Here is a 16,707-nt window from a genome sequence, read left to right as displayed (position 1 = left end):
TTCACTGTTACGACACTCATGTGCCTATAGAGGAGGGAGGCCGGGACATGGCGTTGACGAAGCGAGCGCGGGACCTCGCCGACAAGATCAGGCGCGATATCGAGGACGGCGTCTACGCAGTCGGAGACAGACTTCCCGGCGACAAGGACCTGGCTGACGAGGGCTGGGCTTCGACCGGCACCGTTCGCGCGGCGTACCGACAGCTGGAGGCGGAGGGGCGCGTCACGGTGAAGCACGGGAGCGGGCGATACGTGAGGGATCTGCGCGTTGTCAGCATCCCGCTCAGCCGGTACTCGCAGGCCGGCGGGGTCGACGGTCTTGGCCCTTGGGAGGCGGCAACCCGCGCCCAGGGACTGGACGGCAAGATGCTGTTCATCAGCGTCTCCACCATGGAAGCGCCCGTGACTGTTGCAGAAAAGCTCGCGCTCTCCGAAGCCGACCAGTACCGCGTGACCCGCAGGACGCGACACGCCTTGATTGGCGATGAGGTCCTCCAGGTCCAGCAGGCCTGGTACCCCGCCCGGGTTGCTCAGCGCTGCGGCTTGGATCGCGAGGGGAAGGTCGCGGGCGGCACGCTGCCGATCCTCAATGCGGAGTACCCGATCGCCTTGGGCACCGAGCGTGTCGGCTACAGACGGGCAACCACCGATGAGGCCAGCACCTTTCAACTGGCTGCTGGTAGCAGCGTGGCCAGAGTCGAACGGCTGCTCGTTGATGAATCTGGCATGCCGCTGGAGCTCCTCCAGATCGCGGCAGTGCCGGACCGCGTCGAGTTCGTCTACGACGGCCTGGACTTCCCTGGGCTGCTCTGACGGAAAGCAGCCGAGTCCAGCCTTCCAACGCATTCGCACCCTGCCTCCCCACGTCGTCACGACCTGGTGGCCGCCGCGGATCAAGCATGGCGAGCTGCCAGGGGGAGCGGGAGGCTCAACTGGCCCAGTGGTGGCCCAATGGCGGCCCAGTGGTGGCCCAATGACGGCACACTGAGCGTTGCAACTTGGGGAGGGAGTGGAATGGTTGACATCCGCATCAAGAGTTGGACCGGTCGCGAGGCAATGTGCCTTCAGCAGGCTCTGCGGATGTCGGACCGGGAGCTGGCCGCTCACCTCGGCGTCTCGCGGAACTCGGTGGGCAACTGGCGCAACGGAGGGGAGTCGTGGGTGTGCACCACTAGCACGGCTCAACTGCTCGACCGAAGAGTTGAGTTGATGGGCGAGGCCGAAGCGGCCGTTTTTCGAGTTCTGCTGGAGCAGGCGGGGACGAGTTTCGAAGTCGTCGGGCAGCCCGCCCGGCTGACCGGGGACTTCTCCGTGACATCCCACCAGTTCATTCCGCTGCACCTCGGCTCCACCGCGAACGCCCTTTTCAATCGGGGCACGACCCGCCCCGCCGGCCCGGCGGCCCTCGACCGTCGCCTACTACGAGTACCTACCGGCGAAGGTCGTGACGGCCGTCTGTACGTCTACGCCTTCGGTGTCGCCGTGCTCCATGTCCGCCAGCAGCTGCGGCTGAGCTCCGTAACCGACCTCGCTCTATGGCGGTACCCGGCCTACCGTCGCAACCGCGATTGGGCCCAGCAAGCGGTCTCGTTTCTGGCCGCCGACCTGGTGGCCACCGCGCCCGAGGTACCGCTACCCGACTACGTGCTGTCGGTGTACGAGCTGCACCATCACCCGTGGGCCGACGAGGTCCTGGAAACCGCGCTCCAGCTCCTCGCTACGCCCGGCGTGCTGGTCGACCGCTCCGACGAAGACAACCCGTTGCCGCTCGGCGTCGAGGAGCAGCGGCTCGCCGCTGGCTGGCGTCATCCGGACGCGATCGGGTTCAACGGCGCCTTGTCCCCCGGGGTGGCCAGCTGGTCGGGCCTCGCTTACCAGCCGCACCCCGGCGAGCGGGCGTTGACGATCGACGACATCGTGGATCTGCAGCTCGACACCCAGGCGTTGTGGGCCCTGTCCGCCCACCTTCTACGCCTGGTCGAAGACGGACTCGACCCGAAGCTGCCGGAGCCGTTCGGTTGGCGCTGGCTACGCGGTGCGCACACCAGGCTGACGTCGGCCCGGCCGACCGAGAGCGCTCAGCACCGCGCGCTGCGGGCGGCGGTCGTCGGTACCAGCGATCTTCCCCAGCGGCTGCAGGACGCCTGGGCTGCCCTGAAGGAGGTCTCATGAGCCCCGAGCTCGCCGCCATACCGCACGACGCGGCGGTCCTGGTCGCCATCGACGTGCAGGCCGGGTTCGTCCGGGCACCAAGCGAGCATGCCGTGCCGACGATCGCAACGCTGATGCAGGCCTGGCAGCGCGACGGCCGGCCGACGATCGTCGCCACCTTCACCAACCCGGTGGGATCCCACTACGAGCGGATCAGTGGCTGGACGAAGCTGCGCTCGCCGGAAGAGCAGGCCTTGGCGCCGGAACTCGCCCCCCTCGCCAGTGTGGCCACCCGAAGGATCGTGAAGTCCACGTCCAGCCTGTTCAAGGCGCCCGGCGTGCTGACGCTCTTCAGGGAGCAGGGCTGGACGGACGTGGTGCTCTGCGGGATCGACACCGACAGCTGCGTCCTGGACACCGCCGCCGACGCCTACCAGTACAACATCACCCCCTGGCTGGTAACGGACGCCTGTGCGTCCTCGGGCGGCCCTGAGTACCACGACGCCGCCCTGCTGCTTGCCCGCAGGAACTTCGGCCGTCACCTGCTTCTCACCAGCACCGATGTGCACCGCGCACTCTCCGCAGGAGGACCCCAGTGACCCACGATGCCCACTTGATCATCGTCGGTGCCGGCCCGGCTGGCTGCCTCGCTGCCACGACTGCGGCGAGCGTCGGCATGACCTCGCTGCTGATCGACCCGGCCCCAGCCCCCGGCGGGACGCTCTGGCGCATCGGGCACCTCGCCAACTGGCCGGGCTTCCCGGACGGGCCGAGCTACGCGCGGGCCCTCGGCGAGAACCTGGCGGGGCTCGACAACTACTGCTCGTACCTGCAGGCGACGGTCGTCCGCGTCGAAGCCGGCGCAGACCTCGTCCGTGCCTTCCTGGCCGACGGCACCAGCGTGATCGGGGAGGTTCTCGTCGCAGCGACCGGCGTGCACACCGCGAAGTCCTCCGAGGTCCCGTGGGTCGCCTGCTCGGAGGACTTCACCGAGATCGCCCGCACGTCACCCGCCCACCTCGGGCCTCGAACTCTCGTCCTGGGCGGCGACCGGCCGCTGGGAACCTGGCTGCGGACCCACCGCGACGCCGACCGAAAACTGACGGTGTGCCACCCGATTCGCGACACGTACAAGGTGGAAGAGGTCCGATCCGACCCGCGGGTCGAACTCCTCCCGGTCCAGGCCGTCGCGGTCTCGGGCACCGGGCCGTTCCAGATCGAAATCGTCCGCGCCGACAACAGCCAGGAGGCGATGGAGGTCGACTCGGTCGTCACCAACATCGGGACGCTCCCGACCGCCCTTCCCGGCCTCGCCGTCGGCACGGACGGATTCTGCCCGTCGGCCTCCCAGCACCCACGCATCGTCACGGCCGGCGATCTGAGCGCCCGGGACGGCCAACGGGTCTCCACCGCCACCGGCGGCGGCGCCAACGCCGCGCTCACTCTGTATTACCGGTTCCGCCGGCAGGCGGTGTGATGAACGGTCAAGACCGACACACGCGCGTTCGCAGTGCAATGGGGTGCCCGCAGGGCCCTGCTGTGGGTTTAGGATCAGATGCAGACCGTCACCGGTCGCCGGGAGGTGGAAGCCCCGACGAACGGCGAAGGTCTGCAGGAACGACAACGGCCCCGTGGCATCCGCGGCGGGGTGGAAGCCCGCCGGACTCGGTTGCCCGGGGCCGGTGAGCCAGGAGCTGTGTGGTAGCGGCTCTACTGGCTCGACACACCTTTAGACAGAGGAGGTGTGCGCTGTGAATCAGCGTACCCGTTGGACGGCCCGAGGGCGCAACAGCACCCGGCCGATGTCGCGCGGCATCAAGCCGCGCCCGGCTGCTCCGAGCCCGTCCATGTCTGAGTTTTCCCTGCTCGACGGCGGTTTCCGCCGGGTGGGGTTCGTCCGATCGTGTATCGCCCGCGTTCTGGGCTTGATCCGTTCGGGTTCCGCTGCGCTCCGCTACGTCAGGAGCGTGGTGTTCGCCGTGGCCGCTGAGCGCGGCCGGCGTGACGTGGGGGTGGGGATGACCTAGGCCCTCTGTGGCGGCGCCTGATTCCGCTTGTCCTCCTTGCCGGGAGGTATGGCGGTGGCGCCGCCCGGGAGCTCGACCGGTGCCTGCCGGTGAGGTTCCCAGATCGTCCTCGTGAGTGACCGCCCTTGCCGGGGCTTGTCGACTCGCTTCTTCATTCGGTTCTTTCGCGGAACCGCTTCCGGCCCCTGAGGGGCCTTTGCGTGCCCTCTCAGGCCATGTAGGAGAGCAAGGCCATGATGCAGCATCGTGCTGCCCAAATCCACTCCGGCGTGCCCGCACGCTGGTGGAACCGCCTGTTTTCGGCCGTCTCGGCCGTGCGGGCGCTTCGCGTTGCGCCGTCGGCGGCCCTCTGGGGCGGCCGGTGAGCGCGAACGCGATCTTGGCGTCCCGTCCGCCCGTTGCCCAGTCGCGCCCGACAGCCGGCCAGCGGCGCGGGTGGATTCGTGCTGTCCCGACGCAGAAGGTCTCGCCGGAGCCGTTGCTGCTGGGTGAGCCGATGCGCCTCCGGCTGGAGGCTGCGGTGCGCGCCCTGCTGGCCGACGAGTCGGTCGTCGGGCTCCCGGACACCGCGCGGCTGGCGGCGGTCGTCCTGCTCGCCAAGGGCAAGGTGGGGCGGGGGACGTCGACGCTATGGTCGGGTGAGCTCGCCCGGTGGCTGGGCGTCAGCGTGTCCATGGTCAGCCACAAAATCCTGCCGCCACTGCGGGCCAGGGGCGTGATCAGGACCCGCCAGCACACGCAGGAGGACGGCCGGGTGGTCTCACTCGACTTCCGTCTTGAGCCGGTGAAGCGCGCGTACGTCCGTGATCAGAGGCACCCGCTCGCACTTGATCGCGACGAACTCTCGACCCTGCTGCGGTTGTGCGAGGCGCTGTTCGCTCCGGGCTGGGCACCGACGGGCAAGCCTGAAATCCCGCCCGGCCTGCTGGTCGAGCGGGAGCGTGAGCAGAACCGAAGTGGGCACGGAGCGGCGACCAACCGGCTCGCCCTGCTGCTGCTGGTGCTGTCGTGCCGAGAGAGCGGCTCGCTCAAGCTGTGCTCGGGCTCGTTGAAGGCCCCTGAGTTGGGCCGCGGTGCTGCCACGCTCGCCCTCCTCCTGCGCGGCGGCAAGACGAAGGCCTCCCCCGCAGTAGCTGGCCGGCTGCTGGAGCGCTTCCAGAGGTACGACCTGGTCGAACTGGAGCTGAACGACGACGGTGCGCCGACCGGCATGGTGCGGCTGGTGCCGGTCGCCGAGCGGCATGCTGCGGTGCGGACGACGGCGAAGAAGGCGGCGTCCGGCGGTACGGCCCGTCGGACGGGCAAGCGGGCGCTCCACCTGGTGGAGCCGTCCGCCGCTGAGGCGTGCCCGGATTCGGACTCCCCCGCTCAGGCTCCCGAGGCCTCTTCGTCGGCCTCGGAGAGTGCCGAGGGGGATCTTGGTCGTCCCGAGCGTCCCGCCGACCGTCCGGAAGGCCTACGACCTGCGGAAATGCCGGGTGGAAAGGCTGGTTCGGCGGATTCGGAAAGTGCCGACATTCACGCTCACCACGCTCCTATGGTTGATGTAGGTGGTTGTGCTGACGAGGTAGGTGGCTTTTCCGGCGCTTGCGCCGTTGGCGTGACCCACCGTCGGCCGGAGCGCGCGGGCGCGCGCGAGGGCGCGGGCACTTCCGACGTGCCCGCGCTTCGGCTCGTCGGGGCCGATGAGGGCCCGCTTCGCGGGGAACAGCCCGAGTACGACGACCAGCACAGCCACCACCAGAAGCAGCCCGAGGTCAGGGCGACGGACGCCGTCGCCCTGCCGCGGGACGCGGCGCTGTCCTGCGCCCTGGCGCCGGTGGAGGACCTCTGGCAGCGACTGAAGCGACCGTCGACCCGAGGTTTCCTGCTGAATCGCGTTCGACAGGCGCTGGCCGGCATCACCGCGTGGACCGGCCCGAGCGACGCCCCGGAGGTACTGGCCGACCGGCTGCTCTTCCGGCTCAAGCGGCAGCGAAGCCAGGGCAACCCGCACATCGACGACGTCGTCGCTTGGATGCTGGAGCGGGGCCTCCCCCAGGAGCAGTTGTGCAAGCACCCGGCGTGCGACAACGGCGTCCGGCTGGACACCGACAAGGACTGCGTCACCTGCGACCTGCGGCTGGAGGACCGCCGCTCCACCCGGCGCGCCATCATCGGGCAGGCCGTCCGACAGCTGCCGTCCGCGACCTTCGAGCAGCGCCGGGAGGCGATCGAGGACGCGCTGCGCAGCCATGCCCTGGTGCGGGCCGAGGCCCAGGCCGACGCCGCGCGCCGGGCGGCCGAGGCCCAGGCGCTGTGGGAGGCGCAGCGTCCGGAGCGGGAGGCGGCGGCTGCCGATGCGCAGCGGGAGCGGCTGGCGGTGCCGTGCGGGGACTGTGGGGCGGAGAAGGCGGCCGGGTTGTGCGGTGGGTGTGCGCGGGGCCGGGAGATCCGGCAGGGTACGCAGGCTTGCATCTCCATGGCGCTGGCCGCGTCCGCTGACCTGGGGGTTTACGTAACCGTCCTTCGGGTGTGGGAGCAGACGGCGGCGCAGGTGCGCCAGGCGCGGCAGGAGGCGCGGCTGGGGGCTGCGGACGAGGTGATCGGCCGGGCGTCGGAGGTGGTGGCGGTGCAGCACGCGCTGGACGGGTACCGGGTGTCAGCGCTGCGGGTGTTCGCCGAGTCGGAGGCGGCGTGCGAGGAAGCGGTGGCGGCCTACAAGGCGGTGTGGCGCTCGCGGCACCGGTTCGCGAGCGAGGCTGCGGCCCGGAAGTGTGCTGCGGAGCGGTCGGAGGAGGCCCGGGCGCGGGCTGCCGAGTGGCTGCTGCGGCGCCGGCTGGCGGAGGTGGAGCAGCACCTGGCCCGTGTTGCCGCGCGTCAGGGGCAGCGTGATGCGGTGGTTTCGGTGGACCCGAACGTCTTGGGCAGGAACCTGGCCCGGGCCGCCGTGGACGCTCGGCGTGCATTGCGGGAGGTGGGCTGTTGATGGCGGCTGGTTCGGACGGGCGGGGCATCGGGGGCGTCGGCGGGGGTGCGCTCGGAGTTGACCAGGCAGGAGGCCCGCCGCGTTCGAAGGCCGGTAGGGCCGGCTGCGGTACGGCTGCGCCTTGCGGGTCCGGGCGGGGCACGCCGAGAGATGTCCGGTCGGCAGCCCGCCGTCGGCTACGGTCACCTTGGATGACGTCTTCGCCCGTCAGGAGAAAGCCAGTTGGGAATCAAGCGGACCGGGAAGCGGCGCAGCGGGAATCCGGCCTTGCGTGCTGGGGAGGGGTCGGTGGCCGATGTCGTCCCCGACGACGATGGTTGGCCGTCCGAGGCGGACCCGGCGGCCGAGGGCGCCGAGCCCTTGTGGCCGGCGGCCGTGGCTGTGGTCGACGTCGACTTCGGCTCCGGATGGATGGACGGTGTCGAGTTCGACTACGGCCGGCTCCGCCCTCCGGCCAGGGAGCGGAGTCCGTACCAAGGCGGCGGGTTCAGCATCGAGCTTCCGGCGGTCCTGGACCTTCTCGAACTCATCGCCAAGGGTCAGGTGAACCCCCGCACGGCGCGGGAGGCACTGCGGGACGCCGCCGAGGGGATCTACCTGCCCTTCACGAACATGCAGTTCGAACACGACAGGAACATGATGGCCCGCTGCGAGCGCGATCAGGTGAGCTGCCCTCTGTGCGAGCGCCGTCGTGGCTGGTTCGAGGGCCTGCTCGACGCGAAGGACGACTGGTGGGAGCGGTACAACCAGCCCGAGGTGTACCCGTTCATCGCGGGCTCGGGAACGGTGCACACAGTGGCCTGTTCCGTCACGCGACGGGTGTTGCCCAACCAGTACGAGCGGCCCAGCGGGGACGACTACGGGCTGGAGCTGCGCCGGTACGCGCACTGCGTCGATGCCTCCAGCGGACGGTCCCCCTTGGACCACGACTCTCGGTACCCCCGTTGGAAGCCCCTGAACGCGCCTGAGACGAGGGCCTGGATGGAGGCCAACACCGGGCCCAAGGGCGGGCGGTTGTACAAGCTCTGCGGGCACTGCGAGCCGGCACTGTGACCGGCCCGGGTGGACGGATTGCCGCGCTCCGGTCGGCGGGCCGGCATCGGCCCGTTCCAACTCCGCCTGGACCGTGTGTTCGAGGGGCGCTGATCAGGTGCGGGCCGGATGCGGTGACGGCCTCGGGCCGGCGGTGGTCCTGCGGCAGACTGTCCGCATGACCTCACAGCTGTTGCGGATGCACCGGCGGTTCCACACCTACGTCTACCAGGCGACACGGAGCAAGGACGACCGTCGGTGGGGCGGCTGGTTCTGGTGGGGTGTCCCCACGGTCCTGCTCTGCGTCGCGGCCTGGTGGGTCACCAGCCGGGTGGGCGAGCTCCTGGACCTGGGGGACGTGGGCCGTCAGCGCCTCGCGCTGTTCGGCAGACTGAGCGTGCTCGCCGGAACCGGGATGTGGCTCTCCACCGAGCCGGAAGCCCAGTCCCCTCGCACGGTGGCGGTCATCGCCGGCTGCGTGTTCAGCGCCGCGGCGGTTCTCACGGTCGTCCTGACCTGACCGAGGCCGTTGCGGTGGCGGCGGGGAGAGCGGCCACCGCCGGCTCCGGTGGGCGAGGCGTTCACGGACGCCCTCCCGGCGCGGGGTTGCCCGCCTTCGTGGGCCGGACGGGAGCGATGCCCGCGTCCCGTGGGGCGTGGTCCGCAGCAGGTCATGCGCCGAGGAATAGCTGAGGAAGCCGGCCGAGCACCTCCAGTGCCGACTTGTAGTTCGTCCGGGCCCGCTTCACCGAGCGGATGTCGGTGACCAGCTCGTCGTACAGCTGGTGGGCGTCCTTGCCCCGGGCCTGGCACTTCGCGCTGAGCGCGCCCTCCGCCGTTTCGACGGCGCTCCTGGTCGACCAGCTGGCCTTGGTCACCCGGAGCAGCTCTGCGGCTTCGTGGGAGCAGGACAGGCGGACCTGCAGGTCCTCGATGGTGGCCCGCACTTCGTCGTTGCGGACGAGGTTCAGGACCTGGCCCTGGAAGAAGTCGTTGCGGCCCCGGCGGTTCTCCAGCACGCACGCGTCGAGGAATGCGGCGCCCGCTGCCCGGGCTTCGTAGACCACGTCGCGCAGTCGGAACTCGGCATCGTCGAGGCTCCTCGGCACGACCCAGACGCACAACTCCCCGTCGAGTTCGTACAGGACGTGCCAGTGCGGCTGTACGGACGACCGGTGGCAGCACTTCGGGTCGACGACGTACCCCCAGGGCTTGCCGCGCAGCGTGCAGTCGTCGTCCAGCAGGCTCCGGTGCTGCAGTTGGCTGTAGATCGTCTTGGGCATCCGCTTGCCGTTGACGGACAGGACCTGGATGGTGACGGCGGCTTCTTCGGTGGCGAGCTCCATGCCGGGAGAACGGCGGACCGGTGGTGCGCGAAGCGGTACCCGCCGCCGTTTCCCGCGTTTGGCCCATCCAGGTGACGCCGGTCCAGCGGGTGTGGGTGGTGCGGCGCCCTGTCTCGGCGGCGGTCGGGACAGCTGGCCTGTGCGGCGCGGGAGATCCGGGTGCGGGTACGGGGCGCGCCGCCCTGGAGCGCGTTGTACCGCCGTCAGCGCTGCACGGCTGGTGTGAAAATCTCTCGTGAAATGCAGAATACGCACATGGGGTAGAAAAACTGAACCCCGGGAGGTAGTGTTTGCTGTGCCGGGAGAGATTCGGCTCCCCCGGCACAGCACTGGCCGAGTGCCGGCGTCCTACCGCCGGCACGGGCCAAGCCAGGAGGCTACGCCATGACGACGCGCATCGCGGTCCGGGTTCGCCCGGTCACCGGGGACGCCGAGCTCCACCACCGCTACCACAACCAGAACGAGCCCCAGCAGCCCTACGTCGAGCTCGGGCTCAACGACGGGGTCCTCCTCGCCTCCTACGACGCGCAGGTCGGCTCCGCCACCCCGGGATCGGTCCGATACGGCCTCGACCTGCGCTGGGACATCCCCGCGCTGACGGCCGAGCCGGCCAACGAGCTGCTGGAGCAGATCCTGCCGGCCGCCCAGCGGCTGCTCGACGGCTCCGAAGTCCGCTTCGACGGCTGGAACCACGTCGGACACCTCGTCACCGACGACGCCCGCGCCGCCTACGACGAGATCGAGGCCCTGTGCCGGGCCGCCCGGGACAGCACGGCCGGTGTCCTGGAGGTGTGGAGCACCGACAGCATCGGCACGCTCTGGACCGCGGACGAGGCCGGCGTCACCGCCGGCACCACCGACGCCCAGCTCCTGGAGATCGGTGCCCGCCTCACCCGCGAGTTCCGCGAGAGCATGGACACCGGCCCCCTGGTGATCGACGGCCTGAACGCCCACCTGCGAGACCTGCGCGACACCCTCGCCCGGACCCCGGACGAGGACTGACGGCGCGCCGGGCCGAGCCGGCCCGCGCGCCACCCCGAGAATCGGAGCCCGCTTTGAGCACCACCGCCGAACCCGACTGGCTCGCCGTCGTCCGCGAAGTCGACGACGGACACGAGTACCTGCGGAAGAAGGCGGAGGAGAGCTCCGACCGGCGCGCGTCCGCCATCGCTGGCCACGCCGCAGCCCTCGGCCGCGGCGGCCGGGACGAGGTCGCCGAGCAGCTCGGCGGCGCCTCCGTCCGCACCGTGGACAAGGCCATCGCCCGCGCCAAGCAGGGCCGCCCCTACAGCAGCCTGCCCGTCGACCTCGCCGAACGGCTCCTCTCCCTGGAGCTCGCGGACCTCGAACCCCTGCCCGCCGACTGGTGGACGGCCATCGCCCACCTCGCCCGCGGCACCGCCGCCGACAGCACCTGGCTCGACGACCCCGCCGAGCGCCTGGCGACCCTCCTGGAGGACGCCGCCCGCACACGCGGCAGCCGGGTCGACCTCGGCCCGATCACCGCCGCCGTCCGCACCTTCAACCGCCCCCAGGCACTCGCCGTCCTCGAAGCCATCCGGCAGAACACCATCGAATCCCTCCCCACCAGCCGCTAGCCCGGCGGCGGACCCGAACTGCCGCGCCCCGCCAGCGCAATCCACCGACAGCACGTTCGTCCCTACACAGCAGGAGTTGCCATGGAACTGCGAATCGACATGCAGGCCGGCCCGCTCGTGTTCGGGCGCAAGACCACCGGCAAGACCCTCGGCCCGGACGCGACGGCCCAGCAGGTCACCACCGCGCTCCACCACGCGCTCCTGGAGATCGAGCGCCGCGAGAGCGACCCGGACACCATCACCAAGGGCCGGTACGTCGTCATCCTGCAGGACCCGGTCGTGCTCGACCCCGAGCAGAAGGACCAGGTCGACACGATCAACCGGCGCGGCACCGCGGTCGACGTCCGCGTCATGGTGATGACCGAAACCCCGGGCGCCGCCCCCGCCTGAGCCGCAAGGAGCAGGTGCGGAACCGGATCGTCCGGCGGAGGTGCCGCGGGCTGAACTTCCCGCCCGTGGCACCTCCGCCGACAGCACCTGCTCACCTGTCGGCACAGCACCGGCAGCCGTCCCGCCGACCGGCCCACCCCGGGCCGCTCGCAGGAGCGCGGAGCGGGCCGCCACCGACCAGGTGGACTCCCGCTCCGCGCCACTCAACCGCAGATCACCCTGCCCGCCGCCCGGCAGCCGGCCGCACCCGTGCTGCTGCCGTCGCCGGGGCCGCGCTCATCACCCCCCGGCCCCCTACGCCGATCCGCGATCCCGGGACACCGCTCCCGATCACCGACCCGAAGGGAAGCACCATGATCACCAGCCTGGACCGACTCGACATCGAGGGCTTCACCGGAGCCCGGGAGACGGCCATGGCCGAGTACGACGCGGCCGCCCGGCGCTGGCGGGAGGCCCACCCGGACGCCGACCCGAACGGCGAGGAGTCCACCACCGAGGGCCAGCGGCTGCTGGCTCTGATGGACACCGTCATCCGCTACGCCGACATCCGCGACCGCCTGGCCAACGAGCAGGTCGCCCGCGGTGAGCGCGACCGCCTGCTGGGCGAGGTCGAGCTGCACTGGGAGGCGCTGAGCACCGCGTCCTCCTGGTTCGCCGCCCACCACGCGTACGTCCTCGCCGTCGACGAGGCCCGCATCGCCATCGACATGTGGCGCGAGCGCGCCGAGACGGCCCTGGGGCGCTCGTTCCTCTGCTTCTCCGACCAGGACCAGGCGGCCTACCGGCAGATCCAGGAGGCCGGACACCCCGAGCTGGAACCGGAGCAGGACGACCTCGACCGGACCCCGGCCCAGACCGCCGAACGGCTGCGCGTCAATCTCGACCAGGCGCACGAGTACCGCGCCGGGCGGGCCGCCGAGACCCTCCGGCTCCAGGAGTCCGGGAACACGCGGCTGCGCGACCACGCCGAGACCGCCGCCGTCCGCCTGTGGCTCATCGAGGAGCGCCTGCGCCGACTCGACGCCGCCCAGGACCCGTCCGGCATCGTCGGCGACCTTGCCCCCTACCTCGACGGCCCCCTGCACCCCGACCACATCGCCGCCTACCGCGCCGCCCAGCAGGCCACCAGCACGGCCGCGCCGGCGGCCTGAGGAGCACCGTGACCACCGCCCTCACCCTCGACGGCAGCAGCCGCTACCACCTCGACGCCGCCTGCCGGGCCCTCGACGGGGCCCGCCTCAGCACCCGCGGCGCCGTCGTCGAGAAGGACTCCGACACCCTCGGCCAGACCCCCTGCCTCCTGTGCGCCGACACCACCGGCACCGCCTGGGACGTCACCGAGCAGACCATCGCCGAGCTCTACGAACTGATCGGCCCGGCCAAGTACCACACCAGCGTCGACCCCGGCACCGACCGCCTGGCGATCGACGGACTCACCATCCCCGCGCACGGCGACGCCCCCCGCGCCGTCGCCCGCTTCGGCGACACCGTCCGCCGCCACCCCGACGGCAGCTACCGCGTCCACCCGGCCGCCGGCCACACGAGCACCCCCTAGCCAACCGGCTGCCGACCCACCCGCACTCGCCACCCCCGCGCCCGGCAGTCCCCCGCCCGGCGGACAGCCCGCACCGCGCCGCGCACGCAAGCCGCCTCCCGCCCTCCGGGCCGGAAGGCGACGACACCATCACCAGGAGAACAACATGGCCAGCTCCCTCCCCGAGTCCTCCCAGCCCGCGACCGCCCTGTACCAGGCCGAGGTCGACGTCGTCACCGCCGACGGCCGCTCGCTCACCCGTACCCTGACCGGTACCGGCCCCGTCGGCGTCCCCGCCGACCAGGTGACCGACGGCGCCGTCGCCGCCGTCCGGGCCCAGGAACCGACCTCCCGCATCGAGGCCGCGCGCTCGCGCACCATCAACCCCTGACCTCCCGGACCCGCCGGCACCGACGGATACAGCAGAACGGGGCGGGCCGCCACCATCCGGTGACGGCCCGCCCCCGCACTGCTCCACCGAACCCACCGCAAGGAGAACGCCCATGACGGACGTGCAGGCGAACCACGTCCGGAACCCGTCCGCGCCCCAGGACGGCCGAGGCCCCAGCGGCGGCCAGCCGGCCGCCAACGGCAGACCTGCGGTGCGCCCGCAGGGCCTGCACCCCGGAGTCTGGGTCACCCAGGCCTACCCGCCGGTCCTGGCGGCCGCCCTCCAGCGGCGCGGGGGCATCCCCGTCGCCGTGCGCGAAGCCGTCCTCGACCAGCTGGGGCACCGCTCCCCCGCCACCCTGCGGGAGCGGATCGAGCGGCGCTGGTGGGCGAGATGGAGCCACCTGCCCGCCGGCGAGATCGCCGAGCGGGCCGACGACATCGCCTACGCCCTGGTCGCCGAACCCGACTGCCCGGAGCCCCGCTGCGAGGACGGCTGGCTGCTCGACGCCGACCACGGCTGCCCCTGCTGCCGACGGCGCACGGTCGAGACCGACGCCGTGGCACCCGCCGGGCCGCCCGCCGCCCGCACGACCGTCGCCGCGGCGACCGCCGCGATCCGGCAGACCATCCTCACCAGCCGCACCGCCGCGCACCACCGACAGTCCCGGCACGACCAGCGCGCTCAGCAGCACGACCCGCGACCGCCCCACGACCGACCCGACGGCAATCCGCCGCAGGCCGCCCCGCAGTAGCGGCCTGCGACCAGCCGATCGCCTGGAGGAAACGCATGACCACCGACAACGGCCGTCCGGCCGCCCGACGCACCGGCCGCCGAGCCCTGACCAGTGGAAGCCCCGCAGCCAAGACCGAGGCCGGAGCAGGACACGGCGACACCGGGGACTGCCCGCAGTGCCGCCAGCCGAGTACCGGCGGCCTCTGCCCGCCGTGTTCCGGCCACCAGGCGGCACGGGCGGCGCTGGCCGAGGCCGTCGAGTACCACCTGGCGGTCGCCGTCCTGGTTGGCTGGCAGGACGTCCTGGCCGTCGTCGGCTACGTGCACGACCAGTTCAGCCGGATGCTGGTCGCGGGCCGGGACCGCCCGCGACGGTATGCCCCGGTGCTCTCGCGCGAGGAGTCGGCGGCCAGGGCACTGCGCGACCTCGCCGAGATCCAGGCCCGCAGGCACTTCGTCGAGCACACCGGCGTCGCCCCGCACAGTCCGGTCGACCCCGACCGGGAGTTCCGGATCAGCGGGCGCCGCCTGGTGGCCGCGCTCGTGGCCGAGCAGCGGGCCCGCCGGGGCGCGGCCGAGGCGCTGCTCCAGCAGCGGCTGGCCTACGTGCGCAGCCTGCGGATCGCGCTCGCCGAGCACGGCGCCGATGCGATCACCTCGCCGGTGTAGCGACGTCGGCCCACGGTGCGCGCACCGGGCGGCACCCGCTACCGGGCGCCGGCCTTCAGCCGGTAGCCGCCGGGAGGGAGCGCCGCCCGTGCCCGCCGCCGCCCACCCCCGAGTACCAACCCAGGACGGCCGCGCGGGCCCGGAACCAGATCCGTACCACCCGCCACATCCGGCGGGCCGATCCCGCTGGAGAACGCATTGCCTGGAACCTCCGCCCCCACGGCCGACGTGGACCCGGCCGAAGGGCTCGACGGCCTCGTGGATGCCTCCGGTGATGTCGATCGTGGAGATGGCCTACCACCTGGGTGTCCCCCGTGCGACGTTGGCGCAGGCACTCCGCCGCGAGCGCGCCGCCCTGCTGCGGGCTGACAGCGAGTTGGAGGAAATGTCGTCGACGGTGGACCCTGGGTGGGCCTTCATGGTCAGCGCGAAGCAGGGCGCCGACGACACCGAAGCCCCGGGGCGCGGCACCAGCTGGTACAACCCCCGGGTGCCGCTCCCCTGGTGGCACGGCCGTCCCGGCCACGGGCCCGGCCGCGGACACAAGAAGCCGAGCTAGTCGGCGCCCATACCCGTACAGCACGGGGCTGCTCGGCGGGCACCGCCCTCCCGGAGCCCTCAAGTCCCGAACGACGACGGTGAAGGAGAGGTTCGATGACGACCGATGAGGCCCGGGGCGGCACAGGGAAGGGACGTTCGCTGAAGGCGGTGGTCCAGCCTCCGATGAACCTGGCGCCAGCACCCCCCTGGGACGAGATGTCCCTCCAGGAGCGGCAGGCCCGCCGCCTGCTGGAGGGGGCGGAGTGGGAACCGATCGTGCCGTGGCCGGGCGAGCGGACGCTGGCGTGGCCGAGGCGGTGCCGGTGCTGCGGGTTCGTGGTGGATCGGAGCCCGACGCCGCTGGAGGTGACGGCCTGCGTGCACCCGACGCCCGAGGACGAGGCGGCGGTCCTCGCGGTGGTGGAGGAGGCCGGGTGGGAGCCGGCCGAGCGGTGGCCGGGCTCGCCGACGATCAAATGGGCCTTGCAGTGCAAGGGGTGCGGCGTGCTGAAGAAGACCTTCGGCAAGCGCGGCGGGACGGGCGGCGTCAAGCCGTGCACCCGCTCACACGACGGCATCCTGGTTGAGATCCCGGCGGCCGGCCCGGTCCCGGCCGCCGAGTGGGTCCTGCCCGACCCGATGCCGCAGGAGGACCAGGCCGCCGAGCTGAGCCCCTCCCTCCTGCAGCGGGTCATCGAGGGCCGGCTGCGTCAGCGGCGGCCCGATCTGCGGATGAGCGCACCCGACGCGTACACCGTCGCGGTGTCCTACGACCCCTACCCGCTCCCCCGTGACCACCGTGCACGCGACCGTGGCCACGACCTCCTGCGGCGCATCCTGGACGACCTGGTCGACCCGGCCAAGCCGAGCCAGGAGTGCTTCCACGTCGACTACTACGAAGACCCCGGCGGGCGGATCGACGAACTGCAGGTGCGTCGGCTCACCCCCCGCGAGATGGCCGTCCTGAAGGCCACCACGGAGGACCCGGGGCACCCATCGCCCCCGCAATGAGTGGGCCGCGAATGTCGGGTTGACCAGCCTCACTGCGGTCCGGAACGCGCGCGGGCTCCCTGCGGCTTCGCGGGGTCGCCGTTGTCGCGATGCAGCAGGTCGTTGCAGTCTGTCGGTTGACCACCTTGGGCTCAAAGCGCCGCCGCAACACCACGTGGGCTCGGGTGGTGAGGAGATCACCGGGGTCGTGGAACCACGCTGCCGGGCGATCCGGCAGCGTGGCCTGGCGCCGCACGATCCCCAGCGGCTGGTCCACGAGGCGTCCGCGGCCCTGTTCCCGGACGAGGACCTGGCCCGCCGCCTCCAGGAGGCCGGC

The 16,707-nt window shown here is 71.9% G+C and carries 18 protein-coding genes; 17 read left to right on the top strand and 1 reads right to left on the bottom strand.

What is annotated here, in order from left to right; all coding sequences use genetic code 11:
- The first annotated feature begins 47 nt into the window (after positions 1-47).
- The 7 genes from ACWDRR_RS22185 (at position 48) to ACWDRR_RS22155 (ending at position 8,697) form a co-directional block, all read left to right on the top strand.
- Positions 48-812, top strand: a complete 765-nt coding sequence (locus tag ACWDRR_RS22185) for a GntR family transcriptional regulator (RefSeq protein WP_449773909.1) — start codon at positions 48-50, stop codon at positions 810-812.
- Between the two features lie 201 nt (positions 813-1,013).
- Positions 1,014-2,171 (top strand): helix-turn-helix domain-containing protein, encoded by a 1,158-nt coding sequence (locus ACWDRR_RS22180; RefSeq protein ID WP_449773908.1) that lies wholly within the window; start codon positions 1,014-1,016, stop codon positions 2,169-2,171.
- Entirely contained in the window at positions 2,168-2,749 is a 582-nt protein-coding gene (locus ACWDRR_RS22175) for an isochorismatase family cysteine hydrolase (protein WP_449773907.1), read from the top strand. Before ACWDRR_RS22180 ends, ACWDRR_RS22175 begins: the two co-directional genes overlap by 4 nt.
- Positions 2,746-3,627 carry an NAD(P)/FAD-dependent oxidoreductase gene (locus ACWDRR_RS22170; protein ID WP_449773906.1) on the top strand — a complete coding sequence of 294 codons (882 nt, stop codon included), beginning with the start codon at positions 2,746-2,748 and terminating at the stop codon, positions 3,625-3,627. Before ACWDRR_RS22175 ends, ACWDRR_RS22170 begins: the two co-directional genes overlap by 4 nt.
- 911 nt (positions 3,628-4,538) lie before the next feature.
- The gene (locus tag ACWDRR_RS22165) at positions 4,539-7,145 is read left to right on the top strand and encodes a hypothetical protein (RefSeq protein ID WP_449773905.1); all 2,607 of its coding nucleotides are present in this window, start codon (positions 4,539-4,541) and stop codon (positions 7,143-7,145) included.
- 288 nt (positions 7,146-7,433) lie between these two features.
- Positions 7,434-8,198: a hypothetical protein gene (locus ACWDRR_RS22160; protein ID WP_449773904.1), complete on the top strand. Its 765-nt coding sequence runs from the start codon at positions 7,434-7,436 to the stop codon at positions 8,196-8,198.
- Between the two features lie 157 nt (positions 8,199-8,355).
- The gene (locus ACWDRR_RS22155) at positions 8,356-8,697 is read left to right on the top strand and encodes a hypothetical protein (protein ID WP_449773903.1); all 342 of its coding nucleotides are present in this window, start codon (positions 8,356-8,358) and stop codon (positions 8,695-8,697) included.
- Positions 8,698-8,848: 151 nt separating this feature from the next.
- Here the strand turns inward: ACWDRR_RS22155 and ACWDRR_RS22150 are convergent, their stop codons facing one another.
- Positions 8,849-9,523, bottom strand: a complete 675-nt coding sequence (locus ACWDRR_RS22150) for a hypothetical protein (protein ID WP_449773902.1) — start codon at positions 9,521-9,523, stop codon at positions 8,849-8,851.
- A 384-nt stretch (positions 9,524-9,907) separates the two neighbouring features.
- On the opposite strand from ACWDRR_RS22150, the gene ACWDRR_RS22145 reads away from it, so the two are divergent.
- The 10 genes from ACWDRR_RS22145 to ACWDRR_RS22100 all read left to right on the top strand — a co-directional run bounded on the left by ACWDRR_RS22145 (position 9,908) and on the right by ACWDRR_RS22100 (position 16,391).
- Positions 9,908-10,525 (top strand): hypothetical protein, encoded by a 618-nt coding sequence (locus ACWDRR_RS22145; protein WP_449773901.1) that lies wholly within the window; start codon positions 9,908-9,910, stop codon positions 10,523-10,525.
- Positions 10,526-10,578: 53 nt separating this feature from the next.
- Entirely contained in the window at positions 10,579-11,121 is a 543-nt protein-coding gene (locus ACWDRR_RS22140; protein ID WP_449773900.1) for a hypothetical protein, read from the top strand.
- 81 nt (positions 11,122-11,202) lie between these two features.
- A complete protein-coding gene (locus ACWDRR_RS22135) occupies positions 11,203-11,511 on the top strand; it encodes a hypothetical protein (RefSeq protein WP_449773899.1) in 309 nt (102 codons plus the stop codon).
- A gap of 353 nt (positions 11,512-11,864) precedes the next feature.
- Positions 11,865-12,662, top strand: a complete 798-nt coding sequence (locus ACWDRR_RS22130; protein WP_449773898.1) for a hypothetical protein — start codon at positions 11,865-11,867, stop codon at positions 12,660-12,662.
- 8 nt (positions 12,663-12,670) lie between these two features.
- On the top strand, positions 12,671-13,066 hold the full coding sequence (locus ACWDRR_RS22125; protein WP_449773897.1) for a hypothetical protein: 396 nt from the start codon (positions 12,671-12,673) through the stop codon (positions 13,064-13,066).
- A gap of 145 nt (positions 13,067-13,211) precedes the next feature.
- Complete coding sequence (locus tag ACWDRR_RS22120; RefSeq protein WP_449773896.1) at positions 13,212-13,436, top strand: hypothetical protein; 225 nt, start codon at positions 13,212-13,214, stop codon at positions 13,434-13,436.
- Positions 13,437-13,548: 112 nt separating this feature from the next.
- Positions 13,549-14,190: a hypothetical protein gene (locus tag ACWDRR_RS22115; protein ID WP_449773895.1), complete on the top strand. Its 642-nt coding sequence runs from the start codon at positions 13,549-13,551 to the stop codon at positions 14,188-14,190.
- Between the two features lie 35 nt (positions 14,191-14,225).
- Positions 14,226-14,840 carry a hypothetical protein gene (locus ACWDRR_RS22110; protein WP_449773894.1) on the top strand — a complete coding sequence of 205 codons (615 nt, stop codon included), beginning with the start codon at positions 14,226-14,228 and terminating at the stop codon, positions 14,838-14,840.
- Between the two features lie 274 nt (positions 14,841-15,114).
- On the top strand, positions 15,115-15,399 hold the full coding sequence (locus ACWDRR_RS22105) for a hypothetical protein (protein ID WP_449773893.1): 285 nt from the start codon (positions 15,115-15,117) through the stop codon (positions 15,397-15,399).
- A 95-nt stretch (positions 15,400-15,494) separates the two neighbouring features.
- On the top strand, positions 15,495-16,391 hold the full coding sequence (locus tag ACWDRR_RS22100) for a hypothetical protein (protein WP_449773892.1): 897 nt from the start codon (positions 15,495-15,497) through the stop codon (positions 16,389-16,391).
- Positions 16,392-16,707: the final 316 nt, after the last annotated feature.

The organism is Kitasatospora sp. NPDC003701 (assembly GCF_053587085.1).
This window is presented reverse-complemented; position numbering and strand designations above follow the sequence as displayed.